The following is a 23339-nucleotide window of genomic DNA, read 5'->3' as shown; positions in this document are numbered from 1 at the left end:
CCGCCCATGCTGGACTGGACCGGTGACAGTCCACCACCCCTCCCCCTCGCTCGCCCAGCTCGCCTGGCAGCGCCTCGAGCTCGGCCTCTTCTTCCACGTGGGGGTCAACACCTTCGCGGGCAAGGAATGGAGCGACGGCACCCTGCCCGCCTCCTCCTTCGACCCCACCGACCTCGACGCCGGCCAGTGGGTGCGCACCGCCAAGGAAGCCGGGGCCCGGTACGTGGTGCTCACCGCCAAGCACCACGACGGGTTCTGCCTCTGGCCCACCGCCACCACCGACTACTCGGTGGCGTCCTCTCCCTGGCGGGGCGGGCAGGGCGACCTGGTGGCCGAGGTGGCCGAGGCCTGCCGGGCCGAGGGCGTCGGGCTCGGGCTGTACCTGTCCCCGTGGGACCGGCACGCCCCGGAGTACCCGGACCCGCAGGCCTACGACGCGCTCTACCTCGCCCAGCTGCGCGAGCTGTGCACGGGCTACGGCGATCTGGTGGAACTGTGGTTCGACGGCGCCGGCTCGGCGGGTCGCAGCTATGACTGGGACGCGATCATGGCGCTGGTGGCCGAGCTGCAGCCGGACGCGATGGTGTTCAACATGGGCACGCCGACAATCCGGTGGATCGGGAACGAGGACGGACTGGCCGCCGATCCGGTGCGCTACGCCGTCGACACCGCCAGCCTGGACAACTACACCGAGACCGTCATCCGGCTGGGCGAGGCGCGCTATGTGCCACCGGAAGCGGACGTCTCCATCCGGCGCGGCTGGTTCTGGGCGGCCGATGATGGCCCGAAGAGCGTGGAGCACCTGCTCGCGGTCTACTACCGGTCGGTCGGGCTGGGAGCGAACCTGCTGCTGAACGTGCCGCCGGATACGCGCGGGTTGCTCGACGACGCCGATGTCGAGCGGCTGCGGGAGTTGCGCGCCGCGCTGGACTCCCGCTTCGGCTCGCCCGTGGCCGGGGTGCTGACGCAGATGGCCGACGGCGTCTGGCAGGTCGACTTCCAGGCTCCCGTGACCTTCGATCACCTGGATCTCGCGGAGGAGCTGAGCGCGGGCCAGCGCGTCACGGCGCATCGCGTGAGCGTGGAGGGCGCCGACCTCGACGGCGACGTGCTGCTGGCCGAGGCCGGCACGGTCGGGCATCGCCGGCTGCACGCCCATCCGCCTGTGACGGCGCAGCGGCTGCGCGTGACCTGCGTGGGCGAGGGGTCGGCGTTGGCGGGGGTGTCGGTGCACCACGCCGGCACGCACGGGGTGCCGCAGATCGAGTACCTGGCGCCGACCGACGAGCCGGAATAGGGCTCTCCCCGCCCGCGGACCTACTTTCCCGGCATCGACATCAGGTGCAAGCCAGGTCCACGCCTGGACGGTGGGTCGAGCGGGGTGCGGCGTCGGGTCTCCTCCCTCACGGACCGGACCCACCCGGACTGATCACCCGCCCGACCCACCTCCGGCAGCCTGACCCACCTCGCGATGGTTCGGACTGCCGCACGTAAGTCACATACCGGCTGCTGGAGACTCGAGGTCCGCGGGGTGGACCCGCACCAGTGCCGGCAGGGCGTCGAAGTCCGCATCGGTCGAGACGATGCGGGTGAAGCCGGCGTTCGCAGCGGTGGCGGCGTGGACCGCGTCACGCCCCCGTATCGGCGAGGCGGCGACCAGGTCCCGGGCAGCCAGCAGGACCTCCGAGGTGAAGTCGTGCCAGATCACCATCGACCGGATGGTATCAAAGGCGGCAAGCGCCTGGCCACGATCACCACGCCTCATCCGGTGGAAGAGGAACTCCTGCCCGCCTTCGACGCTCATGTGCAGCCGCAGCCTGCCGGCCGCAGCACTCTCGACGATCCTTCGGCAGGGGTCTCGGTCCGGGTGCTCGCCACCGATGGCGAGCAACAGGATCGCCGGGTCCAGGAAGAGCGGCGTCACAGGGCGTCGATCTTCCCAGCCGTCTCTTCGGCCATCCGCTGCTTCAGCTCCGCGGCATCCTCGCCGGGTCCAGCATCGGTGTGCAGGGCAAGGAATGCCTGCGCCGCCCGCGCGCGCTCATCGTCCTGATCGTCGGGGAACTGCAGGTCGATGGCTTCGCGAATGACGGCCGCCACACTGCGCTGTGAGCGCGCTGCCTCGGCGGCGACCCGCTCATAGCGTGCACGATCGAGCAGCAACTGCAGACGGCGCTCCATCCCTGACATACACATACAGTATCATGTGTATCCTTGACGATCCTGCGGTCGACAGGCCGAGCGCGGCGACCTACCGTGGCTGGACGAGGGGCCGGCGAAGGGGGATGCCATGCGAGGGGTCCGGATCATCACATCCGCGGCTGTCGTCGCTGTGCTGGCCGTCGGGTGCACAGGCTCGGTCGAGCCTGCGCCTTCATCGTCGTCGAACTCCGCTACACCCACCGCGCCGCCGGGGCCGAGCGTGCCGGACGCGTCGGGGACGTCGGGGGAAGCCACAGACCCAGGAGCCGCCCCGACTTCACCAGCGCCTCCCGATGACTCGGGCTCCGGATGTCGAGGCGGTCTCACCTACGCCGACGACATGGACTACTCGCTCCCGAGGCCCGAGCCCGGCGCGTTCGTGCCCTACGACTATGCCAGTCAGATTCAGGAGCAGAGTGGCGGTGGCCTCGAACTACTCGACCTCCGGGCCGCGGCGCACGACGGGTTCGACCGGTTCGTCGCCGAGTACGTCCTTCCTCATGGCTACAGCGGCGACCCGGGCCTCTACGTGGCCTACGTCGACTGCGCGGGCTCGCAAGGACCGGTTGGGGAGATTCCCATCACCGGTACCGACATCCTGCAGGTGTCCATCATCGGCGCCTCCCCGCGCGTCTCGGACGACGGAGTCTGGGCAGAGACACCCGAGATCGACGCTCCCGGGGCCGCCATCACCGACATCGACTACCAGGAACAGACCGGCGGCTCTCACGTTCTTCACCTCGGCGTCGGCCACGATCGCGCCGACTTCCGCGTCTTCTCCCTCACTGATCCGACCCGCGTGGTGGTCGACGTCGCCCACCCCGACTGAACTCCACTCGCGCCGACCCCACTTCCCGGCACCACCCCAGGTTCCAGCCCGTGTCGGCGCCTGGAGAGCGGCTCCGCACCCGGAACCTGTGTCCGTGGCGGCCGGCCCGCGTCAGGCCTCGTTCGGCGGCCCGCTCGAGTCCCGCACCATCAGCGTCGGGCTCACGAGCACCCGGTGCACCGGCCGTCCGGCATCCGCCATCCGCGCCGCGAGCAGACCCACCGCCGTGCGTCCGATCGTGCGCCGGGGCGGGCGCACGGCCGTCAGCGCCGGCGCGGACATCGCGGCCACCTGGTCGTCGTAGGAGATCACCGACAGGTCACCGGGCACGCTCAGGCCGCGCTCCTGCGCGCACTGGATCAACCGGATGGCCTCGGGGTCGGAGTGCACGAGCAGCGCCGTAGTGCCGGTGGCGATCACGTCCGCCACGATCGACTCGATCGTCGAATCGAAGTCGGGTTCGCGCCGGTCGGGGATCCGCCGGTCCACCGCAGCCGGGGCATCCAGCCCGTGATCCGCACAGGCCGCCAGCCAGTCCGTGCGCAACCGCGGCGCGTGCGGGGAGTCCTGGCTCAGCGCCACCCCGATCGTGCGATGCCCCTGGCCCACCAGGTGATGGACGGCCATCGTGATGCCGTCGGAGTGGTCGGTGATCACCGACTCCACCGAGCGCTGCACCGCCCCCACCGAGGCGGTGCGCTCCATCAGCACCACCGGCACCGGCGCGTCCGCGAGCCACTCCCGCACGAGCTCACCGCCGGGGCCGTCGAGGGTCGGCGCGATGAGCAGGCCGTCGGCGCCGGCCTCCACGAGTCGCTCCAGATCACCGCGCTCGTCGGCCGCCTGGTAGACCGAGCCGCGCAGGCGCACCCGCAGGCCGAGACGCTTGGCCTCCTCCTCGGCGCCGCGCGCCACGTCCGGCCAGTAGTAATCGAGTGAGGGCACCAGCATCCCGACGGTGGCGCCCACCGGTCCGGCGGATCCGTTCGAGACCCGGGGCCCGACGGCGGTCGCTCCCCCGTGCACGCGGCGAACCAGCCCGGCATCGGCCAGGTCCGAGACGGCGCGGCGCACCGTCACCGGAGTGACGCCGAGCTCCTCGGCGAGCTCGGTCACCCGGACCGTTCCCCGGTCCGAGACCGCCGCCAGCACCTCGGCCTGGCGCGACCCCATCGGGGGCCGTCGTCCCTCGTTCGACGTCTGCGCCATCACATCCCTCGCCACGATCGTTCCTCGTCTCTGGTCCGTCAGCGTAGAGCCCGCGGCGGCGGGTCCGGCTGCCTGCACGAGCGCCGTGCCGTGTCCGGTTGACATCTCGAGTTGATCGAACTTACTGTAACCGATCGTACGAGGTTGTTTTGATCGGATTTCGATCGTGTCGGACCCAAAGGAGTTGCCGTGGCGACCATCCGCCCCCTCACCGCTGCGGTGATGGCACCGGCAACCTTCCGGCGACAGTTCGCACGAGCCGAGCTGCAGCGTCTGAGCGACCTCGCCATTCTCGCTGACCCGGTCTGCGTCGAGAGCATCGAGGCGATCGGCGCCGAGCGCCTCGCCGAGACCGAGGTGCTGCTCACCTCCTGGGGATGCCCGCCGATCACCGACGCCCAGCTCGACGCCGCCCCGCGCCTGCGCGCGATCATCCACGCCGCCGGCAGCGTCCGCGGACTGGTCCCCGACAGCGTGCACGCCCGCGGCATCACCGTCACCTCCGCCGCCGAGATGAACGCGGTGCCGGTGGCCGAGTACACCCTCGCCGCGATCATCCTCGCCGGCAAGCGAGCCCTCCCGCTCGCCGCGCACGGCCGGCTCCACCCCGGCACCTGGGAGAGCTCCTTCGGCGACGACTCCCTCTCCAACTACGGCCGCACCATCGGCCTGGTGGGTCTGTCGAAGATCGGCCGCCGCGTGCTGGATCTGCTCCGCGTGCTCGACCACGGCCCGGTCCTGGTGGCCGACCCGTGCGCCGACCCCGCCGAGGTGCGCCGGCTCGGCGCCGAGCTGCTGCCGCTGCACGACGTCCTGACGCGCGCCGAGATCCTCTCGCTGCACGCCCCGCTGCTGCCCTCGACCCATCACATGATCGGCGCCGCCGAGCTGGGCCTGCTCCCCGACGGCGCGACCGTCATCAACACCGCCCGCGGCGCGCTGATCGATCACGACGCCCTGCTGGTGGAGTGCATGGCCGGCCGGCTGGACGCGATCCTCGACGTGACCGACCCCGAGCCCCTGCCCGCCGAGCACCCCCTGCTGGGACTGGGCAACGTCACCGTCACCCCGCACCTGGCCGGCTCGCTCGGTACCGAGACCCGCCGGCTGGCCCAGTTCGCCCTCGACGGCCTCGAGGCCCTGGCCGCCGGCCGGCCGCTGCCCGGCGCCGTCACCGGCGAGACCGCGGCGGTGAGCGCATGAGCAACCGCGTCCGTACCCGCGCCGAGCTGGTCGCCTTCACCGACCGGCTGCTGGCCGCCGTCGAGCCGTACCGCTCCCCCGCCGGCTCGCTGATCACCCTGCCGGGCACCCCCGGCGGGTACGGCACCGCCGTGGACGGCCTGGAAGGCTTCGCCCGCACCCTCCTGGCGGCCGGCTTCCGTGCTGCGGGAGACGGTCACGACGACGGCGCCCGGCTCGAGCCGTACGCCCGCGGCCTGGCCGCCGGGACCGACCCGCACCACCCCCAGCGCTGGGTCCGGCCCACCGAGCACCCGCAGGCCAAGGTCGAGGCCGCCTCGCTCGCCCTGATCCTGGACCTGACCCGTCCCTGGCTGTGGGACAGCCTCGACGCGCGCACCCAGGAGCAGGTCGTCGACTACCTCGCCGAGGTGGTCGGGGACGAGACCTACCCGCGCTGCAACTGGCTGTGGTTCCGCATCGCCGTCGAGACCTTCCTACGCTCGGTCGACGGGCCCCACCGGCTCTCCGACATCCAGGACGATCTCGCCCTGCACGAGGAGTTCTACGAGCGCGAGGGCTGGTACCGCGACGGCGACGAACGCTCCTACGACCACTACATCGGCTGGGCCATGCACCTGTACCCCACCCTGTGGGCGCGCATGGCCGGCGCCGAGGACCTGGCCGCACCCCGCGCCGAGGTCGACCGCGAGCGTCTGGACCGCTTCCTCACCGACGCCGTGCACCTGATCGGCACCGACGGCGCCCCCCTGATCCAGGGCCGCAGCCTCATCTACCGCTTCGCCGCGGCCGGGCCGTTCTGGGCCGGCGCCCTGGCGCAGGTGCCCTCGGTGCCGCTGGGCACCCTGCGCCGCGCCGGCCTCGCGGTGGTGGACCACTTCGCCGCCCACGTGCCGAACGAACGCGGCCTGCTCGACCTGGGCTGGCACCGCCCGTGGCGCGCCCTGGCCCAGTCCTACTCCGGAACCGGCTCCCCCTACTGGGCGAGCAAAGGCCTGCTCGGGCTGGCCCTGCCCGCCGATCACCCGGTGTGGAGCGCCCCGGAGCACCCGCTCCCGCACGAGGAGTCGGACACCCTGCGCACCATCGCCGCCCCGGGCTGGGCGGTCAGCGCCACCGCCGCCGACGGCGTGGTGCGCCTGGCCAACCACGGCACCGACCACGCCCTGCCGGGCAGCACCGGTGGCGACTCGCCGCTGTACGCGCGCCTGGCCTACTCCACCGCGACCTTCCCGATGCTGCACGCCGATGCCTGGCAGAACCCGGCCGACCAGTCCGTGGTGCTCACCGACGGCTCCGGCCGTCGCAGCCACCGCAGCGGCATGACCGCCCTGGAGGTGGACGCCTCGGACAGCACGGTGGCCACCGTGGCCGCCTCCCGCGCGAACGCCCACTGGTTGCGCCCCGCCGAGCAGCAGCAGCTGCACGGCTCCGGCGCCCAGGGAGAGGCCACCGACGCCGGGACGATCACCACCATCTCGGTCCTGCACGGGGCCTGGGAGGTGCGCCTGATCCACCTCGAGAGCCCCGCCCCCGAGGCGAGCGCGCTCGAGGCGGGCGGCTGGGCGCTCTCGGACGACTCCGGCGTCCAGACCCAGGCCCTGCCCACGCCGGGGCAGAGCGCGGACGCACCCCCCGCCGTCGGGAATCTGCTGCGCAGCACCGCCCACGAGGCCGCCCTGCTCGGCCTGCACGGCTGGACGGCGCACCGCACCGAGCACCACGACGACGTCACCCCCCTCGGCGCGCACACCTGCGTCGGCATCCTCAGTACTGCACCGGCGCCGGGCTGGTACGCCCTCGCGCTCGGTCTGGCCGGTAGCGACCAGCTGCCGCCGCCACCCTCCGTCCGTCTCGAGCCGAGCCTGACAGCCCGGATCGAGTGGGCGGACGGCTCCGGTACCACCGTCGATCTCGGCGGGGCACCCACGGACACCACGAAAAACACCCCCACGCCCATCCGGGCACGAGACCTCAAGGAGAGGATCACGCAATGAAGCGCACCATGCTGACCGGCGCAGCCGCCCTGGCTGCCACAGCACTGACCCTGACCGCCTGCAGCGGCGGCGACGACACCGGGAGCGGCGGTGAGGGGGATGCGTCGAACGTCGACTCCATCAGCCTCGCCGGCTGGAGCCTGAGCACCACCCCTGAGTTCCAGGTGCTGGCCGACGCCTACAACGAGCAGAACCCGGACGTCACGGTCGAGCTCAAGGAGTACGACGCCACCGAGTACGACACCCAGATGGTGGCGGACCTGGCTGCGGGCTCGGCCCCGGACATGTACGTGCTGAAGAACCTCAAGAACTTCGTCACCTACGAGGACGGCGGGCAGCTGCTCGACGTCAGCGACGTGGTCTCGGAGATCGACGGGGACCTGGCCGGGATCGACGCCTACACCGTGGACGGCACCACCTACGCGGTGCCCTACCGCCAGGACGCCTGGTACCTGTACTACAACAAGGACCTCTTCGACGAGGCCGGCGTGGACTACCCCGACGGCTCGTGGACGTGGGACGACTACGCCGAGAACGCCGAGGAGCTCTCCGACGCGCTCGGCGGCGATGCGCTCGGGACCTACCAGCACAGCTGGCAGTCCACGCTCCAGGGCTTCGCCAACGCGCAGGACCCCGAGGCCGATGTGCTCTCCGGCAACTGGGAGTACCTGGTGCCCTGGTACGAGCGCGTGCTCGAGCTGCAGGAGAACGACGCGCAGATGAGCTTCGGTGCGATCACCACCAACTCGGTGACCTACCAGTCCCAGTTCGGCACCCAGCAGGCCGCGATGATGCCGATGGGTTCCTGGTACGTGGCCACGCTGCTCGCCCAGCAGGAGAGCGGCGACGCGGAGGAGTTCGACTGGGGCTTCGCCCCGGCACCGCAGATGGACGCCAGCACCACCGAGACGCCCGTCACCTTCGCCGACCCGACCGGTATCGGCGTCAACCCGGCCGTCGACGCCGACACCGCTGCTGCCGCGAAGGACTTCCTGGCGTTCGTGGCCAGTGAGGACGCCGCCACGGCGCTCGCCGAGATCGGCATCACCCCGGCCGTCACCAACGAGGCCGTCACGGAGACCTTCTTCTCCATCGAGGGCATCCCCACCGACGAGACCTCGCAGTTCACCTTCTCCACCCACGAGGTGCTCCCGGAGAACCCGGTCTCGGCCGACACCGCCACGCTGCAGAACATCCTGAACGACGCGCACTCGGAGATCCTCTCCGGTGGATCCTCCCCGGAGGACGCCATCGCCGACGCGATGGACCGGGCGCAGTCCGAGGTTCTCGGCTGACCCACCCTGTTACCGGTGCCGGCCGGCCCGCATGGGCCGGCCGGCACCACTGATCGAGGAGGAGAACCATGGCGACAGCCGTGGACGCCCCCGCTGCGCCGACGCCCCCGCGCCGGAACCGCAGCCGGTTGACGCTGCGCAACACCTTCATCGGGTGGACCTTCATCCTCCCGAACTTCATCGGCTTCGCCGTGCTGACGCTGGTGCCGGTGATCGCCCTGTTCTACATCGCGTTCACCTCGTGGAACGCGTTCGGGCAGGCGAACTGGATCGGCCTGGAGAACTTCTCCCGGCTGCTGACCGACGGCACGTTCCACACGGCCCTGTTCAACACCGGCTACTACGCCGCCCTGCACATCCCGCTGACGCTGGCCGCCTCGCTCGGGCTGGCGCTGCTGCTCAACCACAAGATGCGCGGCATCGCCTTCTTCCGCACGGTCGCCTTCTTCCCCTACATCACCTCGATCGTGGCGATCGCGGTGGTGTGGAACATGCTCTTCTCGCCCGACTCCGGGCCGATCAACCAATTCCTGATGGCGCTGGGCCTCGACAACCCGCCGGGGTGGACGACCTCCTCGACGTGGGCGATGCCGGCCGTGGTGCTGACCAGCGTGTGGCGCGAGATGGGCTACTACATGCTGCTCTTCCTCGCCGGCCTGCAGGCCATCCCGCGTGAGCTCTACGAGGCCGCCCGGGTGGATGGCGCGAACGCCGTCCAGCGCTTCTGGAACGTCACCGTGCCGAGCCTGCGTCCGACCACGTTCTTCGTGACCGTGATCCTGACGATCCAGAGCTTCAAGGTCCTCGACCTGATCCTGGTGATGACCGACGGCGGCCCGGGCACCTCCACCCTCGTCCTCGCCCAGTACATCTACCGCAAGGGCTTCGAGGAGAACGACTTCGGTTACGCCTCCGCCGTGGCCGTGGTGCTGTTCTTCATCTGCCTCGGACTCACGGTCGTGCAGTTCCTGCTGAACAAGAGGAAGGAAGTCTGATGGCGACCGTGACCCTCGATCGCCCGAGCGCCACCGCGCCGCCGCAGCTGCGCAAGGACCCCCGTCAGGGGCGCAAGATCGTCGGCCGGGTGCTGCTCTACGTGGCGATGATCGTGGCCGCTGCGGCGATCATGCTGCCCTTCTTCTGGATGGTCACCTCCTCGCTGAAGACCAACAACCAGGTCTTCTCCGTGCCGATCCAGTGGCTGCCCGATCCGGTGGTCTGGCGCAACTACATCGACATCTGGGCGCGCGCGGACATGCTCACCTGGGTCAAGAACACCCTGATCCTCTCGGTGGGCGTGACCTTCCTGCAGGTGCTCACCGGCAGTTTCGCCGCCTACGGCTTCTCGAAGATGCGCTTCCCGGGCCGGGACGTGCTGTTCCTGACCTACGTGGCCACCATCGCCGTGCCGTGGCAGGCGTACATGATCCCGCAGTTCATCATGCTCTCGCGGGTAGGCCTGTCGAACACCCTCTGGTCCATCCTGGCGCTGCAGACCTTCAGCGCCTTCGGGGTGTTCCTGATGAAGCAGTACTACGAGTCCATCCCGGAGGAGCTCTCGGAGGCCGCCCGTATCGACGGGCTGTCCGAGTACTCGATCTGGCGCCGGATCGTGCTGCCGCTGTCCGGCCCGGCCGTGGCGACGCTGACGCTGCTGACCTTCGTCAACACCTGGAACGACTACCTCGGCCCGCTGATCTACCTGCGTGACCGGGACCTGTGGACGATCCAGATCGGACTGAAGTCCTTCGTCTCCCAGTACAACGCCGAGTACGCCCTCATCATGACCGGCTCGGTGATCTCGGTCCTGCCGATCGCGCTGATCTTCATGCTCGGGCAGCGCTACTTCGTGCAGGGGATCGCCACCGCCGGCCTCAAGGGCTGACAATGGCGGCCATGGTGGGCACGGGGCGAGGCGGGCAGCCGGCGCGCAGGCGTCTGCTGCGCATGCCCTCGGCCGACACCTGGGAGACGGTGATCGGCGTCGGGTACCTGGTGCTCGGCACCAACGCCATGCTCCTGCTCGCCACCCTCCCGCTGCTGGTGCTGCTCGTCAGCACCGACCCGCGCACCTCCTGGCCGGCGCTGCTGGGTGCGGGTGTGCTCGCCACACCCGCACTCACGGCCGCGTTCGCCGTCTTCAGTCACTACTCCACTACGAAGGGCACCGAGGTGGTGCGGACCTTCTGGCGCTCCTGGGCGCGGCACCTGCGGCGCTCGCTCGCCCTCGGGGCGATGCTCGCCGGCGCCGCCGTGGTGCTCGTCGTGGACGTGCTCGCCCTGTGGGGCTCGCGCTGGGGCGCGGTCCTGACGCCGCTGCTGGCGGTGCTGCTGGCCCTCGCCGCGGCGACGGCGTTGCTCGCCCTGGTGGCCAGCGTCGAGCGGCCGGAGGCCCGCCTGCGCGACGTGCTGCGCGCCTCGCTCTACCTCGGCGTACGGCGCTGGTACCTGACGATCGGATCGTTCGTGGTGCTGGCGCTGCTGGCGGGCCTGTTCGTGGCCCAGCCGGCGGTCGCCGTCGGGCTGGCGGCGACGCCGCTGCTGTACGTGACGTGGGGGAACTCGCGCTACACCCTCAAGCCGGTGCTGCCGCAGGGATCCTCGATCCAGCTGTAGGCACGCCCGCGCGTTGCCCCGATCTGTCGCATGCGCCCGGCGCGAGCCGACAGAATGCGGCAAGTCGCCGGGAGCGCGACCGCTCGATCAGACGGAGGCGTCGGCGAGCAGCGGCGTGAGGACGACGTCGGGGTGGGTGCGCCCGATCGAGCGGGCCAGGTAGATGTCGCGCAGCAGCGCCAACCGGACGCCGTCGTGGCGGCGGACGATCTCCACCCCGTGCATCCCGGAGATCTGGGCCGCGCCGGCCTCGTCGATCTTCCGGGCGAGGGAGTACGGGAGCGTGTCCAGCACCAGCCGGGCCCCGAACTCGTGCTCCATCCGGTCCGCGGCCACCTCGAACTGCAGCGGCCCGACGGCGGCCAGGATCGGGTTGCCGTCTCCGCGCAGGTCCGAGACCAGGCGCTGCACCACGCCCTCCTGGACCAGCTTGTCCATCCCGCGGCGGAATTTCTTCGACGCGCTCGGGTCGGCCACCCGCGCGGAGGCGAAGTGCTCGGGCTCGAAGACCGGCATCGGCGGGAACTCCACCGCAGGACCTTCGGGGTCGTAGAGGGTGTCTCCGACCGCGAGGTTCGCGGCGTTGACCAGGCCGACGACGTCCCCCGGGTAGGCGCGGTCGGTCACCTCCCGGTCACGGCCGAAGATCGAGAGCGCGTGCTTGGTGGCGAAGGCTCGCTTGGAGGGCTGGTGGGTGAGGACCATGCCCCGCTCGAACACACCTGAGCAGACACGCACGTAGGCGACGTGGTCGCGGTGCTTGGGGTCCATGCCTGCCTGCATCTTGAACACGAAGCCGGAGAACGGGGAGTCGACCTGCCGCTCGCCTCCGTCGCGGGCGTCCCGGTCCCCGGGGGCGGGCGCCCACCGATGGATGGTCTCGAAGAGCTGGCGGACTCCGATGTTGCTGAGCGCGGCACCGAACAGGATCGGCATGACCTCGGTCTTGGGCGCCTGCGGATCCAGCTCCGGGAGGAGGCCCGCCTCTTCCCGAGCGCGGGTGTCGTCCTCCCCGAACCGGTCGGCGGCCGCGTCGGGCCCGAGTTCGTCGTCCTCGGCGAGCTGTGCGCCGCCGGGTGCCTTGCGGTAGACGTGCACCGTTCCGGTGGCCACGTCGAGCAGTCCGAACTCCGGCCCCCCGATCCCGACGGGCCAGGTCACCAGCTGCGGCTCCCGATCGAGCCGCTCGGTGATCTCGTCGATCAGCTCGAGCGCTTCCCGCCCGGGCCGGTCCCACTTGTTGATGAACGCGATCACCGGGACGCCCCGGCGCTTGCACACCTCGAACAGCTTGAAGGTCTGTGGTTCCAGGCCCTTCGCGGAGTCGATGAGCATCACCGCGCAGTCCACGGCCGTGAGCACCCGGTAGGTGTCCTCGGAGAAGTCGGCGTGCCCGGGGGTGTCGAGCAGGTTGATCGTCAGGTCTCCCCAGGCGAACTGCAGGGCGGCCGAGGTGATGGAGATACCGCGCTTGCGCTCCATCTCCAACCAGTCCGAGACGACGCCGGACCGGTTCCCCTTGCCGTGCACGGCGCCTGCCTCGCCGATCACCTGGGCATGCAGGGCCAGGGCCTCGGTGAGCGTGGACTTTCCTGCGTCGGGGTGGGAGATGACGGCGATGGTGCGGCGGTGGGCCGCCTCGCTCAGCGCATCGTCGGTCCGCTGTGTGGTCACGCTGGTCAGACCGCCTCCTGGTGTCGGCGCCGCAGCTCGCGGCGAGGGTTGATGGGCGCCGGCCGCAGCCACGCTCGGTCATCCGCTCTTCCGGACGCACCAGAGAACAACACTACCGACACGTGAGGGATCCCTCGGAGCGGGCCCGTGTGAGATTGGTTCCACCTCACGCCCACAGCGGCGGGATCCGCCGTCCGGCTACTCGGTCTCGACCTCGGTCCCGGGCGCAGCCGGATCGACCGGGTCGGCGCAGTAGGCCAGCTCACCGTCCTCGCCCGCGTGGTAGGCGTACTCCTCACCCTCGTGGGTGAGGATCAGCCGGTATCCCTCCACCAGCGCCTGGGTGTACGACTGCCCCGCCGCGGGGCAACCGAGCGCGCCGTCGGGCCAGGTGACCTGCTCGAGCGGACCCGCCGAGATCTCCTCGGTGCCGACGTCGAGCCGCTCCGCAAGGTCGGCGACGGCGGCGGTCTGCTCCTCGGAGAGGTCATCCGAGTCGGAGCCGGTCTCGTCCTCGTCCGGATCAGCCGAGGGCTCGAGCGTGGGATCGGCGCCCTGCCCGCTCCCGTCCGGCGCCGGCGTCGTCGTGGCCGGACTGCCGGGCTCTTCGCTCGCGCCGCACGCGGTCAGCACGAGCAGGGCTGCCGCAGCAACACCGGCGAGCATCTGGCGCATGGGCCGCACCTCCTGAGGCCCCCATCATAGGTTTGCCCGGGTCGGTCCGCGCGGGAGACGCCGGCCCCTGGGTGTACCCGGAGGCGGCTAGGACAGCTCGGTCACCGTGTAGCTCACCACACCCTCGGTGTCGATCGCGCTCAGCAGCACCTGCCAGCGATCATTGACCAGACCCGCCATGACGAGATCGCCCGCGGCCACCGAGAGTGACTCCTCGCCCTCGGTGAAGCCGGCGTCTCGCAACGCCTGCTCGGCGCGGTCGAAGGCGCCCTCGCCCTCGGCCTGGATCTGCACCGCCCAGCCGGAGGCGTCCGCGGACTGCATCGAGGAGGCGCTGAGGATCTCGCCCTCGATCAGCGGGATGTCGGCTGGGAAGTCGGCGGGCAGGTCACCGCCCACCGAGAACGAGCCCTCATCGCTCTCCACCACGAAGCCGCCGTTCTCGGAGTCGAGGTCGATGTCGACGTTCTCGCCGTCGTTGCCCTGCTCGACGGCGCGCTCGAACCCCTCCTCCACCAAGCTCTCGACGCTGCAGCCGGTCACGCTGGCCAGCGCGATCGCTGCCACCACTGCACATGCCTTGCCCGTCCTACCGCCGTGACGCCTCATGAAGCCATTCCCTCCGGATCAGTGAGGCCCCGTGTGCCGGAGCCACCTACCGCTCAGGTACAGACCGCGGCCGGTCTGATACACGCTAGCGGGAAGGGGCCTGCGCGCGGAGGGATGCGGAACCGAGCGAACCTAGTCCCCGGAGCGCTTGCGCGGAGCCGCACGCAGGTGCGCTCGCTCCCCCTGTGTGCCGAACAGGCTGAGGAACTCCACCGCCTCCCCGTCCGCCGATCCGAACCAGTGCGGCACCCGGGTGTCGAACTCGGCCGCCTCGCCGGGCTTCATCACCAGATCGTGTTCGCCGAGCACCACCCGCAGCCGCCCGTTGAGCACGTACATCCACTCGTAGCCCTCGTGCGTCTTCGGCTCCGGCTTCTTCAGCGGCCCCGCCGCGATCACGAGCTTGTACGCCTGGATCCCGCCGGGCCGGCGGGTCAGCGGCAGCATCGTCATCCCGTGCGCCTTCATCGGCTTCAGGTGGATTCTCGGGTCCCCCGTCGGAGGAGCGTCCACCAGCTCATCCAGCGAGACGCCGTAGACGCGGGCCAGGGGCAGCAGCAACTCCAGGGTCGGCTTACGCGCGCCGGACTCCAGGCGCGAGAGCGTGCTCACCGAGATCCCGGTGCCGGCGGCCAGCTCGGAGAGCGTCAGCTCGCGCTCGCTGCGCAACCCCCGTAGCCGCGGTCCGACGCCTTCCAGGGCCTGCTCGAGCTCATCCATCCGGTTAGTTTGCCACAGCAGCAAACATGTTTGCCACCGAACGCCAAGGAGCCGGATGCTGTCGGCAGGAGGTGGTCACCGTGACCGAACTGCAGGACTCATACGACGTGATCGTGATCGGCGGCGGCGCCGCGGGACTCAACGGGGCGCTGATGCTGGCGCGCTCGCGCCGCAGCGTGGCCGTGATCGATGCCGGTCGGCCGCGCAACGCACCGGCCGAGGCGGTGCACGGGCTCTTCGCCCGCGAGGGCACGCCCCCGGCCGAGCTCATCGCCCGCGGCCAGGAGGAGGTGCGCAGCTACGGCGGTGAAGTGATCGCCGGGGAGGTGGCCGCCGTCGCCGGGAGCGTGGACGACTTCGAGGTCCGCCTGGCCGACGGCCGCACCAGCCGGGCGCGGCGCATCCTCGTCACCGCGGGGGTGGTCGACGTGCTGCCGGCGGTGCCGGGCCTGGCCGAGCAGTGGGGGCGCGGCGTGGTGCACTGTCCCTACTGCCACGGCTGGGAGGTGCGTGACCGCGCGATCGGCGTGCTCGCCACCGGTCCGATGACCGCGCACCAGGCGCTGCTGTTTCACCAGCTCTCCGATGACGTCGTGGTCTTCAGCCACGACGCCGCGCTCGGTGAGGAGGAGCGCGAGAAGCTGGCCGCCGTCGGCATCCGGGTCGTGGCGGGCCAGGTGGCCGCGGTGGAGCAGGCGGCGGGCCTGATCACCGGCGTCCGCCTCGCCGACGGCACGCTCGTGCCTCGGGAGGCCATCGCCGTGGCCACCCGGATGGTGGCCCGGGCGGGCTTCCTGGCCGGCCTGGGACTCACGCCGGTCGAGCACCCGAGCGGCATGGGGGTGCACATCCCGGCCGAGGCGATGACCGGGAGGACCGACGTGCCGGGGGTCTGGGCGGCCGGCAACGTCACCGACATGGCCGCCCAGGTCGGACCGGCCGCTGCGGCGGGCGGTCAGGCGGGCGCGATGATCAACGCCGACATGGTGATGGCCGACGCGGCCCGCGCCGTCGCCGGACGCAACTGACGGGCCTGGGCAGTGCCGTGCCATATCCGGCACGGCAGCGCCCCTGCACGTCAGTTCGTGCGCAGCGCCGCCAGTGAGGCGCTGAGAACCTGCTCGGGGGACACCGAGGCATCGACCACGGCACCGGCCTCGTCGGGAGCCAACGTCTCGAGGGTGTCGACCTGCGAGCGCAGCAGGGCCGGTGGCATGAAGTGCTGGCGCGCCTGCATCCGGGTGAGGATCGTCTCGTAGGACGCCGAGAGCAGCACGAAGTACAGGCCAGGCACCCGGGCGCGGAGCCGGTCCCGGTAGCTGCGGCGCAGCGCCGAGCAGGCGAGCACGGTGCCCTCGCCCGCCGCGTCGCGGGCTTCGACCTCGGCGGCCAGGGCATCCAGCCATGGCCACCGATCCTCGTCGGTCAGAGGCGTTCCCGCGCTCATCTTCGCCACGTTGGTCTCGGAGTGGAAGGCGTCTCCCTCGAGGAAGACGGCGCCGAGATCCGCCGCGAGCGCCGCACCGATCGTGCTCTTGCCGTTGCCGGAGACGCCCATCACCACGATGTGCCTGGGGGTGTGTGTCATGTCCTCATTCTCCCAGCGGCACCGGCGAGCACCGAATCGGCCCGCCGGGGTGCCGGGCCCACAGCGCCCACAGAGCCCTCAGCGCCCGGAGGCGTAGCCCTGCATCCCCCGGGCGTTCGCCGCCGCGTGCAGCATCCCGTCGGTGTGCAGGCCGGCGGCGCTGATCCGGCCGAGCGACCAGTCGCCGGCCACCTCCACCTCGTGTCCGCGGCGGCGCAGCTGGGCCACCACCTCGTCCCCGATACGGCCCTCGATGCGCATCCCGCGCGGCTGGGCCACCCGTGGGGCGAACGAACTGGGCCAGTGAGTGGAGTGCCAGGAGGGCGCGTCGATCGCCTCCTGCAGCCCCATCCCGAGCACCAGGTGGTTGATGAGGAAGGGCACGGTCCACTGGTCCTGCTGGTCCCCGCCCGGCGTGCCGAACCCGAGCGTCCTGCCCTCCCCGAGCACCAGCCCCGGGCTGAGGGTGGTGCGGGGGCGGGCGCCGGGAACGAGTGAGGAGGGCAGGCCCTGCTCCAGCCAGAACATCTGTGCCCGTGTGCCCAGGGCGAACCCGAGGCCGGGGATCGTCGGGGAGGACTGCAACCACCCGCCCGACGGCGTGGCCGCCACCACGTTGCCCCAGCGGTCGGCCACGTCCAGGTGGCAGGTGTCACCCCGGGCGACCGTGGGCTCCCCCTGGCCGGGGGTGGCCAGGCCGTCGGACCAGGCTCCGCCGTCGGCCATCGCGGCGACCACCCGCGCCGGCAGGCGCGGCGTGCGGCCGGCCGGGCTGCCCGGACGCAGTTCCCCACTCGCCTCGCGGCCGACCAGGCCGGCGCGCTCGGCGGCGTAGTCCGTGCTCAGCAGTTCATCGATCGGGACGTCGCTGTGCTCAGGATCCCCGTACCAGGCCTCGCGGTCAGCGAAGGCGAGCTTGGCCACCTCGGTGACGGTGTGCACGAGGTCCGCGGTGGGCATCTCCTCGAGGTCGAAGGTGTCCAGCATCGCGAGCTGCTGCAGCAGCACCGGTCCCTGGCCCCAGGCCTGGGTCTTGGCCACCTGCACCCCGGCGAAGTCCAAGGTGGCCGGCTCCTCCTCGGTGGCGTGCCAGGCCGCGAGGTCGGCCCCGGTGAGGAAGCCGCGATGGGCCCCGGAACCCACGCCGTCGTACTGCTCGGTGGCGGCGAACGCCGCGAGCTGCTCGGCCACGAACCCTGAGTAGAACGCCCGCCGGGCGCCCTCGATCTGCTGCTCGCGGCCGTCCCCGGCGGCCTCACCCTCGGCGACGAGGCGCTCCAGGGTGTCCGCGAGCGCCGGGTTGCGGAACCGGTCCCCCGCCTCCGGGGGCCGCCCACCCGGCAGATAGATCTCGGCGGAGGCGTGCCAGTGCCCACGGAAGACGTCCTCCAGGTTCGCGACGGCGGCCGCGGCCTGGGCGAGGAAGGGGTACCCGCCGCGGGCGTAGCCGATGGCGTAGCCGGCCACGTCCCGCAGCCGCATGGTGCCGTACCGCTCCAGCATGAGCACCCACGCGCCGAAGGTGCCCGGGACGGTCGCGGCGAGCAGGCCGGTGCCCGGGATCTCCTCGATCCCCAGGGCGTCGTAGGCCGCCGCCGTGGCCGACGACGGCGCCACCCCCTGGCCGCAGACGGTGAAGGTGCGGCCCGTGGACGCCTCGTGACACAGCACAGGCATGTCCCCGCCGAGGCCGTTCAGGTGCGGTTCGACCACGTGCAGCACCAGCCCGGAGGCGACGGCCGCGTCGAACGCGTTGCCGCCTGCTTCCAGGACGGCCATTCCGCTCGCCGAGGCGAGCCAGTGGGTGGAGGCGACCATGCCGTGGGTGCCGACGAGCTCGGGGCGGGTGGTGAACGTCACCGTGCCAGCGTACGCAGGGACGGCCGGCGAGGTGACGGGGCCGCCGGCGATGCGATAGGCAGTGGTGGTGACCGCTTCCGCTGACCGGCTCCTGCACCGGGACATGGTGCTGCTGCTGGTGGCGACCGTCGGTGGGCTGGCCAACTACGCGCTGATGCTGCCGGTCGCCCCGCTGTGGGCCGCCGAGGGGGGCGCGAGCGAGGCGCTGGTCGGCACGATCACGGGCGCCATGATGGCAGCCACGGTGCTCACGCAGCTGGCGATGGGCCGCATCTTCGCGGTGGTGACGTTGCGGCAGATGATCGTGGCGGGATCGCTGCTGCTGGCGATGGCCACCCCGTTCTATCTCGCCTCCGCAGCAGTGGTGCCACTGGTGGCGATCTCGGCCGTGCGCGGGGTCGGGTTCGCCCTCGTGGTGGTGGCCGGTGCGGCGATGGCGGCCGAGCTGGCACCGGCAGGCAAGCTCGCGACCGCCACCGGGGTGTACGGCGTGGCGGCCGGGCTGCCGAACGTGGTGGCGCTGCCCGCCGGGGTGTGGCTGGCGCAGACGTGGGGGTTCGCGCCGATGTTCCTCACCGCGAGTGTGCTGGCGCTGCTGGCGGTGCCACTGGCCTTCGCGATCTCCGGGGGGCGCACGCGCCCGGAGCGCGGGAGCACCGGGCACCTGCCGATGCGCACGTGGGCGAAGTTCCTGGCGCCGACGGCGGTCTTCGCCGCCACCGCGGTGGCGCTCGGCGGTGCGACGACGTTCGTGCCGATCGCGGTGCCGGACCCGGGCACGGCCACCGCGGCGCTGTTCGCGCTCTCGGCGCTGATGGTGCTCGGGCGAGTGACGGCCGGGCGGATCGGGGACCGGGTGAGCGCGGGGCGGCTGCTGCTGCCGGCGGCGGGGTTGAGCGCTCTCGGGATGCTCGGGGTGGCGCTGACCACCGGGACCGAAGCGGGGGCGCTGACCGTGCTGGCGGCCGCGGTGTTCGGGCTGGGATTCGGGGCGGTGCAGAACGACTCGCTGGTGACGGTGATGACCCGGGCCGGCCGGAACGGCCTCGGGACGGCCAGCACCGTGTGGAACATCGCCTACGACGGCGGCGTCGGCATCGGCGCGGTGGTGCTGGGCGTGGTGGTGGCCGGAGCCGGCTACCCGTGGGGTTTCGTGGTGCTGGCGCTCGCGATCGCGGCGCTCGCCCCGGTCGCCTACCGGCTCGGGCGCACGCCACCCGCTCCCGACCCGGACGCCTGAGTATCACGATTCGGTCGCGACCCGGCCCGCAGCGCGCCCTGGGCCATGGGGGCGGTTACGGTTCCGACATGCCACCGCGGCCATGGGGCCGGGCCGGCGCGAGGACGAAGGACGGAAGAGCCATGAGGACCCCTGCACGCATTCCCATCACGGTCGCCACTCTCGGCGTCGCCGCGCTGACGCTGGCCGCCTGCTCCCCCGGGAGCTCCGACGACGACGGTGGCGACGCGGGCGCGGACACCACCACGGTCACGTTCCGGCTCTGGGACGAGGCTGCCGCGGAGGCGTACGAGGAGTCCTTCGCGGCCTTCACCGAGGAGAACCCGGAGATCGCCGTCGACGTCGAGACCGTGCCGTGGGCGAACTACTGGGACCGCCTCCCGCAGGACATCGGCTCGAACACCATGGCCGACATCTTCTGGACCAACACCTCCAACTTCGGCATCTACGCCGACAACGGCAACCTCATCGACGTGGGCGAGGAACTGGGCGAGAACGACGGCCTGGTGAGCTCCGCCGTCGAGCTCTACACGCGGGACGGCTCGGTGTGGGGCGTGCCGCAGCTGACCGACTCGATCGCGCTGTTCTACAACACCGAGCTGGTCGAGGAAGCGGGCGTGGACCCGGCCACGCTGCGCTGGGACCCCAGTGGCGAGAACGACACCTTCCTGCCCGCCGCCCTGGACCTGACGGTGGATGCCAGCGGCGTGACAGCAGCCGAGGACGGCTTCGACGCCGAGAACATCGAGCAGTACGCCTTCAACGCCCAGAACGACCTGCAGGCGATCTACATCGACTTCCTCGGTTCCAACGGCGCCCAGTACCAGGACGGCGACCAGTACGCCTTCGACTCCCCCGCCGGGGTGGAGTCCTTCGAGTACCTGGTGGAGCTGATCAACACCCACCACGTCTCACCTTCGGCGGCGGAGACGAACCAGAACGGCGACCTCGCGCGCGACCTGTTCGTGCAGGGGAAGATGGCGCTGTTCCAGTCCGGTCAGTACGCGCTGCCGCACATGGCTGACGCCGAGTTCGAGTGGGGACTGGCGCCGATGCTGGAGGGCCCGGAGGGGCGGGTCAGCGTGGTGCACAGCGTGGCCGCGGTCGGTAACGCCGACAGTGAGAACTACGACGCCACCCTGGAGGTGCTGCGCTGGCTCGGCACCCCGGAGGGGCAGGAGCCTCTCGGCGCGAACGGGGCCGCGTTCCCCGCCTCCACCGAGGCGCAGGAGTCCTTCATCAGCTACTGGGACGAGCAGGGCGTGGACACCTCGGAGTTCATCGCCGCCGCCGAGGGAGAGACCATCGCGGCGCCGCTCGGCCCGCGGGCCAACGCCGGTGCGAACGCCATCGCCCCGTACTTCGAGGAGATGTTCGCCGGGCGGTTGCCGGTGGAGGAGGCGCTGCAGCAGGCGCAGGACGCCGCCAACGAAGCGATCGCGGAGTAGCCGGGCCGCCACGGACACAGGTTCCACGTGCCGACCCATCCCAGAGCGTAGGTCGGTGCATGGAACCTGTGTCCGGGCGACTGCCCCGCCCACGGTTCGACACCGGCGCCCGGACGCGGTTGAGTGGGAGGCGTGGACGCCGCGCTGCTCGCACTCGACTGGGGGACCAGCTCGGTCCGCCTGACCGCACTGGCCGAGGACGGGACCGTGCTCGGCTCGCGGAGCTCACAGGAGGGCATCCTCACCGTCGGCCAGGAACCGAGCGCCTACGCGATCACGCTCGACCGGCTCGCCGGCGAGTGGGCGGCTGCCCGGCCGGCGGTGATCGCCTGCGGGATGGTCGGCAGCGCGAAGGGCTGGCGGGAGGTCCCCTACCTACCCACGCCGGTGGACCTGCTCGAGGGCGCGACGCTGACGGAGGTCGCGGGCCCGTGGGGCCCGGTGCACCTGGTGCCCGGGGTGTCCACCCGGGGCGGGGTGATGCGCGGCGAGGAGACCCAGCTGCTGGGTCTGGTGCTGGCGGGCTATCGCGATGGCGTGGTGGCGCTGCCGGGCACCCACACCAAGTGGGCCTCGCTGGCCGGAGGTACGCTCATCGACTTCCACACCGCGATGACCGGGGAGCTGTTCGCGCTGCTGACCACCCACGGCACCCTCGCCCAGGTGGTGGGGCCACCGACGGCGCAACCGGTGGACTGGGCGGCGTTCGCGTCCGGTGTCGAGCACGGGCTGGCCGGTGCGGGCCTGGGCGCGGCCGCGCTCGCGTTCGGGGTGCGCGCCCGCGCGCTGCTCGAGCAGGTACCGGCCGAGCAGGTGCGCGAGGAGCTCTCGGGCGTGCTGATCGGCAGCGAGATCGCCGGGGCGCTGCACTGGCTCGAACACGCCCCCGAGTCGGTCTCGGTGGTCGCCTCGGCCGACCTGACCGAGCGCTACCGGCGGGCCCTCGCCGTGGCGGACCTGCCGTGTGAGTCCGCACCGGCAGAGGTGACGGCGGACGCCCTGCTGCACCTGGCCCGGCGCGCCGGCCTGATCGAAGGAGAAACCTCATGAGCGGTCTGATCGCGATCCTGCGCGGGCTCGAGCCCACTGACGCGGCCGAGGTGGGCGCCGTGCTCTACGAGAGCGGCTTTCGCACCCTGGAGGTGCCGCTGAACTCGCCGGAGCCGCTGCGCAGTATCGAGATCCTGCGATCCGCCCTGCCCCAGGACGCCCTGGTGGGCGCCGGCACCGTGCTCACGACGGCGCAGGTCGCCTCCGTGCGCGAGGCCGGCGGTCAGCTCGTGGTCTCCCCGAACACCAACGCCGCGGTGATCGAGGCGACCGTGGCGGCAGGCCTGGCCAGCTACCCGGGCGTGGCTACCGTCTCGGAGGCGTTCACCGCGATTGAGGCCGGTGCGCAGGCGCTGAAGCTGTTCCCGGCCCAGCAGGTGGGGTCGGCCGGGATGAAGGCCTGGCTGGCAGTGCTGCCGCCGGTCGAACTGATCCCGGTGGGCGGCGTCGGTGCGCAGCAGATGGCCGAGTGGGTGCAGGCCGGCGCCACCGGCTTCGGGATCGGCTCCTCGCTGTTCACCCCGGGGGTGGAGCTCGGCGAGCTGCGCACGCGAGCGCGGGCGCTGGCTCACGCCTGGGAGGAGTGCACGGCCAGGAGCTAGTGAGGACCCTCGCCGACCCTCAGTACCGAGCTCCCACCAGCACCGTGCTGTTCGTGCAGCCGCCGTGCGCGCAGTCCTCGCTGCTGCAGTGCACTGTCGAATCCCCCAGTGCCATGCCGCCCGAGACGACATCGTCGTCGGTGGCCCACCGGCAGACCCAGTTCGTGGCGAGCTCGGCCACCCATAGCGCGTCTCCGATGGCTGCGATCGTCCCCTCGCCGGGCGGGTCGGAGGTGTCGGTCCAGGTCCAACTGGCGTGGGCATCCTCGTCGGCCGAGTACCAGTGGTACTGCTCGCCGGCACCGTCTGCCAGGACGGCGGGCCGTAACCAGACGCCGGCCACCACACCTGCCGCCAGCAGCAGGCAACTGGCCGCTGCCCATGCCGCGGCGCCGGTGGGCAGTCGAGGTCGCCGGCGCGCGGGCGGTGGATCCCAGCCTTCCACCGTCCACTCATCGGCCTGGTACCTGGCCGCCATCGCGTCCCCTCTCCCGCTCGTTCGAGGCTAGGGGACCGTCGCGA

23 protein-coding genes are annotated in these 23339 nt (G+C 71.6%); 13 read left to right on the top strand and 10 right to left on the bottom strand.

Annotated features, from left to right (window positions below; translation table 11 throughout):
- Positions 1 to 22: 22 nt before the first annotated feature.
- Complete coding sequence (locus tag LQF12_RS00955; protein ID WP_231054143.1) at positions 23 to 1297, top strand: alpha-L-fucosidase; 1275 nt, start codon at positions 23 to 25, stop codon at positions 1295 to 1297.
- 198 nt (positions 1298 to 1495) lie between these two features.
- On the opposite strand, the gene LQF12_RS00950 is transcribed toward LQF12_RS00955, so the two are convergent.
- Both LQF12_RS00950 and LQF12_RS00945 read right to left on the bottom strand, forming a co-directional pair.
- The gene (locus tag LQF12_RS00950) at positions 1496 to 1924 is read right to left on the bottom strand and encodes a type II toxin-antitoxin system VapC family toxin (protein WP_231054142.1); all 429 of its coding nucleotides are present in this window, start codon (positions 1922 to 1924) and stop codon (positions 1496 to 1498) included.
- Positions 1921 to 2190 carry a hypothetical protein gene (locus LQF12_RS00945; protein WP_231054141.1) on the bottom strand — a complete coding sequence of 90 codons (270 nt, stop codon included), beginning with the start codon at positions 2188 to 2190 and terminating at the stop codon, positions 1921 to 1923. The genes LQF12_RS00950 and LQF12_RS00945 overlap by 4 nt, the downstream gene beginning before the upstream one ends.
- A gap of 352 nt (positions 2191 to 2542) precedes the next feature.
- Here LQF12_RS00945 and LQF12_RS00940 point away from each other — a divergent pair, with 352 nt between their 5' ends.
- Positions 2543 to 3031, top strand: coding sequence for an AMIN-like domain-containing (lipo)protein (locus tag LQF12_RS00940; protein ID WP_231054140.1), 489 nt, complete (start codon positions 2543 to 2545; stop codon positions 3029 to 3031).
- A gap of 111 nt (positions 3032 to 3142) precedes the next feature.
- On the opposite strand, the gene LQF12_RS00935 is transcribed toward LQF12_RS00940, so the two are convergent.
- Positions 3143 to 4240: a LacI family DNA-binding transcriptional regulator gene (locus LQF12_RS00935; protein ID WP_231054139.1), complete on the bottom strand. Its 1098-nt coding sequence runs from the start codon at positions 4238 to 4240 to the stop codon at positions 3143 to 3145.
- Between the two features lie 189 nt (positions 4241 to 4429).
- On the opposite strand from LQF12_RS00935, the gene LQF12_RS00930 reads away from it, so the two are divergent.
- The 6 genes from LQF12_RS00930 to LQF12_RS00905 all read left to right on the top strand — a co-directional run bounded on the left by LQF12_RS00930 (position 4430) and on the right by LQF12_RS00905 (position 11351).
- Positions 4430 to 5443 (top strand): hydroxyacid dehydrogenase, encoded by a 1014-nt coding sequence (locus tag LQF12_RS00930; protein WP_231054138.1) that lies wholly within the window; start codon positions 4430 to 4432, stop codon positions 5441 to 5443.
- Positions 5440 to 7440, top strand: coding sequence for a DUF2264 domain-containing protein (locus LQF12_RS00925; RefSeq protein WP_231054137.1), 2001 nt, complete (start codon positions 5440 to 5442; stop codon positions 7438 to 7440). Before LQF12_RS00930 ends, LQF12_RS00925 begins: the two co-directional genes overlap by 4 nt.
- A complete protein-coding gene (locus LQF12_RS00920; protein ID WP_231054136.1) occupies positions 7437 to 8735 on the top strand; it encodes an ABC transporter substrate-binding protein in 1299 nt (432 codons plus the stop codon). The genes LQF12_RS00925 and LQF12_RS00920 overlap by 4 nt, the downstream gene beginning before the upstream one ends.
- Positions 8736 to 8803: 68 nt before the next feature.
- Entirely contained in the window at positions 8804 to 9730 is a 927-nt protein-coding gene (locus LQF12_RS00915; RefSeq protein ID WP_231054135.1) for a carbohydrate ABC transporter permease, read from the top strand.
- On the top strand, positions 9730 to 10620 hold the full coding sequence (locus tag LQF12_RS00910; protein ID WP_354004689.1) for a carbohydrate ABC transporter permease: 891 nt from the start codon (positions 9730 to 9732) through the stop codon (positions 10618 to 10620). The genes LQF12_RS00915 and LQF12_RS00910 overlap by 1 nt, the downstream gene beginning before the upstream one ends.
- An 11-nt stretch (positions 10621 to 10631) precedes the next feature.
- Positions 10632 to 11351, top strand: coding sequence for a DUF624 domain-containing protein (locus LQF12_RS00905; protein ID WP_231054134.1), 720 nt, complete (start codon positions 10632 to 10634; stop codon positions 11349 to 11351).
- An 87-nt stretch (positions 11352 to 11438) separates the two neighbouring features.
- On the opposite strand, the gene LQF12_RS00900 is transcribed toward LQF12_RS00905, so the two are convergent.
- The 4 genes from LQF12_RS00900 to LQF12_RS00885 all read right to left on the bottom strand — a co-directional run bounded on the left by LQF12_RS00900 (position 11439) and on the right by LQF12_RS00885 (position 15029).
- The gene (locus LQF12_RS00900; RefSeq protein WP_231054133.1) at positions 11439 to 13025 is read right to left on the bottom strand and encodes a peptide chain release factor 3; all 1587 of its coding nucleotides are present in this window, start codon (positions 13023 to 13025) and stop codon (positions 11439 to 11441) included.
- 198 nt (positions 13026 to 13223) lie between these two features.
- Positions 13224 to 13700, bottom strand: coding sequence for a DUF8738 domain-containing protein (locus LQF12_RS00895; RefSeq protein WP_231054132.1), 477 nt, complete (start codon positions 13698 to 13700; stop codon positions 13224 to 13226).
- Between the two features lie 87 nt (positions 13701 to 13787).
- Positions 13788 to 14270, bottom strand: a complete 483-nt coding sequence (locus LQF12_RS00890; RefSeq protein ID WP_231054131.1) for a hypothetical protein — start codon at positions 14268 to 14270, stop codon at positions 13788 to 13790.
- 171 nt (positions 14271 to 14441) lie between these two features.
- Positions 14442 to 15029 carry a helix-turn-helix domain-containing protein gene (locus tag LQF12_RS00885; protein ID WP_231054130.1) on the bottom strand — a complete coding sequence of 196 codons (588 nt, stop codon included), beginning with the start codon at positions 15027 to 15029 and terminating at the stop codon, positions 14442 to 14444.
- 80 nt (positions 15030 to 15109) lie between these two features.
- Here LQF12_RS00885 and LQF12_RS00880 point away from each other — a divergent pair, with 80 nt between their 5' ends.
- The gene (locus tag LQF12_RS00880) at positions 15110 to 16057 is read left to right on the top strand and encodes an NAD(P)/FAD-dependent oxidoreductase (protein WP_231054129.1); all 948 of its coding nucleotides are present in this window, start codon (positions 15110 to 15112) and stop codon (positions 16055 to 16057) included.
- Positions 16058 to 16107: 50 nt separating this feature from the next.
- On the opposite strand, the gene LQF12_RS00875 is transcribed toward LQF12_RS00880, so the two are convergent.
- Both LQF12_RS00875 and LQF12_RS00870 read right to left on the bottom strand, forming a co-directional pair.
- Complete coding sequence (locus tag LQF12_RS00875) at positions 16108 to 16617, bottom strand: gluconokinase (protein WP_231054128.1); 510 nt, start codon at positions 16615 to 16617, stop codon at positions 16108 to 16110.
- 78 nt (positions 16618 to 16695) lie between these two features.
- Positions 16696 to 18435: a gamma-glutamyltransferase family protein gene (locus tag LQF12_RS00870; protein WP_231055647.1), complete on the bottom strand. Its 1740-nt coding sequence runs from the start codon at positions 18433 to 18435 to the stop codon at positions 16696 to 16698.
- 109 nt (positions 18436 to 18544) lie between these two features.
- On the opposite strand from LQF12_RS00870, the gene LQF12_RS00865 reads away from it, so the two are divergent.
- The 4 genes from LQF12_RS00865 to LQF12_RS00850 all read left to right on the top strand — a co-directional run bounded on the left by LQF12_RS00865 (position 18545) and on the right by LQF12_RS00850 (position 22817).
- The gene (locus LQF12_RS00865) at positions 18545 to 19717 is read left to right on the top strand and encodes an MFS transporter (protein WP_231054127.1); all 1173 of its coding nucleotides are present in this window, start codon (positions 18545 to 18547) and stop codon (positions 19715 to 19717) included.
- Between the two features lie 122 nt (positions 19718 to 19839).
- Positions 19840 to 21165, top strand: coding sequence for an ABC transporter substrate-binding protein (locus tag LQF12_RS00860; RefSeq protein WP_231054126.1), 1326 nt, complete (start codon positions 19840 to 19842; stop codon positions 21163 to 21165).
- 123 nt (positions 21166 to 21288) lie between these two features.
- Entirely contained in the window at positions 21289 to 22215 is a 927-nt protein-coding gene (locus tag LQF12_RS00855; RefSeq protein WP_231054125.1) for a 2-dehydro-3-deoxygalactonokinase, read from the top strand.
- A complete protein-coding gene (locus LQF12_RS00850; RefSeq protein ID WP_231054124.1) occupies positions 22212 to 22817 on the top strand; it encodes a 2-dehydro-3-deoxy-6-phosphogalactonate aldolase in 606 nt (201 codons plus the stop codon). Before LQF12_RS00855 ends, LQF12_RS00850 begins: the two co-directional genes overlap by 4 nt.
- Positions 22818 to 22836: 19 nt before the next feature.
- Here LQF12_RS00850 and LQF12_RS00845 read toward each other — a convergent pair whose 3' ends face one another.
- Positions 22837 to 23295: a hypothetical protein gene (locus LQF12_RS00845; protein WP_231054123.1), complete on the bottom strand. Its 459-nt coding sequence runs from the start codon at positions 23293 to 23295 to the stop codon at positions 22837 to 22839.
- Between the last annotated feature and the right edge of the window lie 44 nt (positions 23296 to 23339).

Origin of the sequence: Ruania suaedae, from assembly GCF_021049265.1 — a bacterium.
GTDB classification, from domain to species: Bacteria; Actinomycetota; Actinomycetes; order Actinomycetales; family Beutenbergiaceae; genus Ruania; species Ruania suaedae.
The sequence above is the reverse complement of the archived record's forward strand: the minus strand, read 5'-3'. Positions and strand labels throughout refer to the sequence as shown.

Coding starts and splice junctions, on each gene's coding strand:
- LQF12_RS00860 (WP_231054126.1), top strand. CDS start 19,840: ATGAGGACCCCTGCACGCATTCCCATCACGGTCGCCACTCTCGGCGTC.
- LQF12_RS00875 (WP_231054128.1), bottom strand. CDS start 16,617: ATGACACACACCCCCAGGCACATCGTGGTGATGGGCGTCTCCGGCAAC.
- LQF12_RS00905 (WP_231054134.1), top strand. CDS start 10,632: ATGGTGGGCACGGGGCGAGGCGGGCAGCCGGCGCGCAGGCGTCTGCTG.
- LQF12_RS00895 (WP_231054132.1), bottom strand. CDS start 13,700: ATGCGCCAGATGCTCGCCGGTGTTGCTGCGGCAGCCCTGCTCGTGCTG.
- LQF12_RS00910 (WP_354004689.1), top strand. CDS start 9,730: ATGGCGACCGTGACCCTCGATCGCCCGAGCGCCACCGCGCCGCCGCAG.
- LQF12_RS00920 (WP_231054136.1), top strand. CDS start 7,437: ATGAAGCGCACCATGCTGACCGGCGCAGCCGCCCTGGCTGCCACAGCA.
- LQF12_RS00935 (WP_231054139.1), bottom strand. CDS start 4,240: ATGGCGCAGACGTCGAACGAGGGACGACGGCCCCCGATGGGGTCGCGC.
- LQF12_RS00850 (WP_231054124.1), top strand. CDS start 22,212: ATGAGCGGTCTGATCGCGATCCTGCGCGGGCTCGAGCCCACTGACGCG.
- LQF12_RS00915 (WP_231054135.1), top strand. CDS start 8,804: ATGGCGACAGCCGTGGACGCCCCCGCTGCGCCGACGCCCCCGCGCCGG.
- LQF12_RS00940 (WP_231054140.1), top strand. CDS start 2,543: ATGGACTACTCGCTCCCGAGGCCCGAGCCCGGCGCGTTCGTGCCCTAC.
- LQF12_RS00870 (WP_231055647.1), bottom strand. CDS start 18,435: ATGGTCGCCTCCACCCACTGGCTCGCCTCGGCGAGCGGAATGGCCGTC.
- LQF12_RS00885 (WP_231054130.1), bottom strand. CDS start 15,029: ATGGATGAGCTCGAGCAGGCCCTGGAAGGCGTCGGACCGCGGCTACGG.
- LQF12_RS00945 (WP_231054141.1), bottom strand. CDS start 2,190: ATGTCAGGGATGGAGCGCCGTCTGCAGTTGCTGCTCGATCGTGCACGC.
- LQF12_RS00925 (WP_231054137.1), top strand. CDS start 5,440: ATGAGCAACCGCGTCCGTACCCGCGCCGAGCTGGTCGCCTTCACCGAC.
- LQF12_RS00845 (WP_231054123.1), bottom strand. CDS start 23,295: ATGGCGGCCAGGTACCAGGCCGATGAGTGGACGGTGGAAGGCTGGGAT.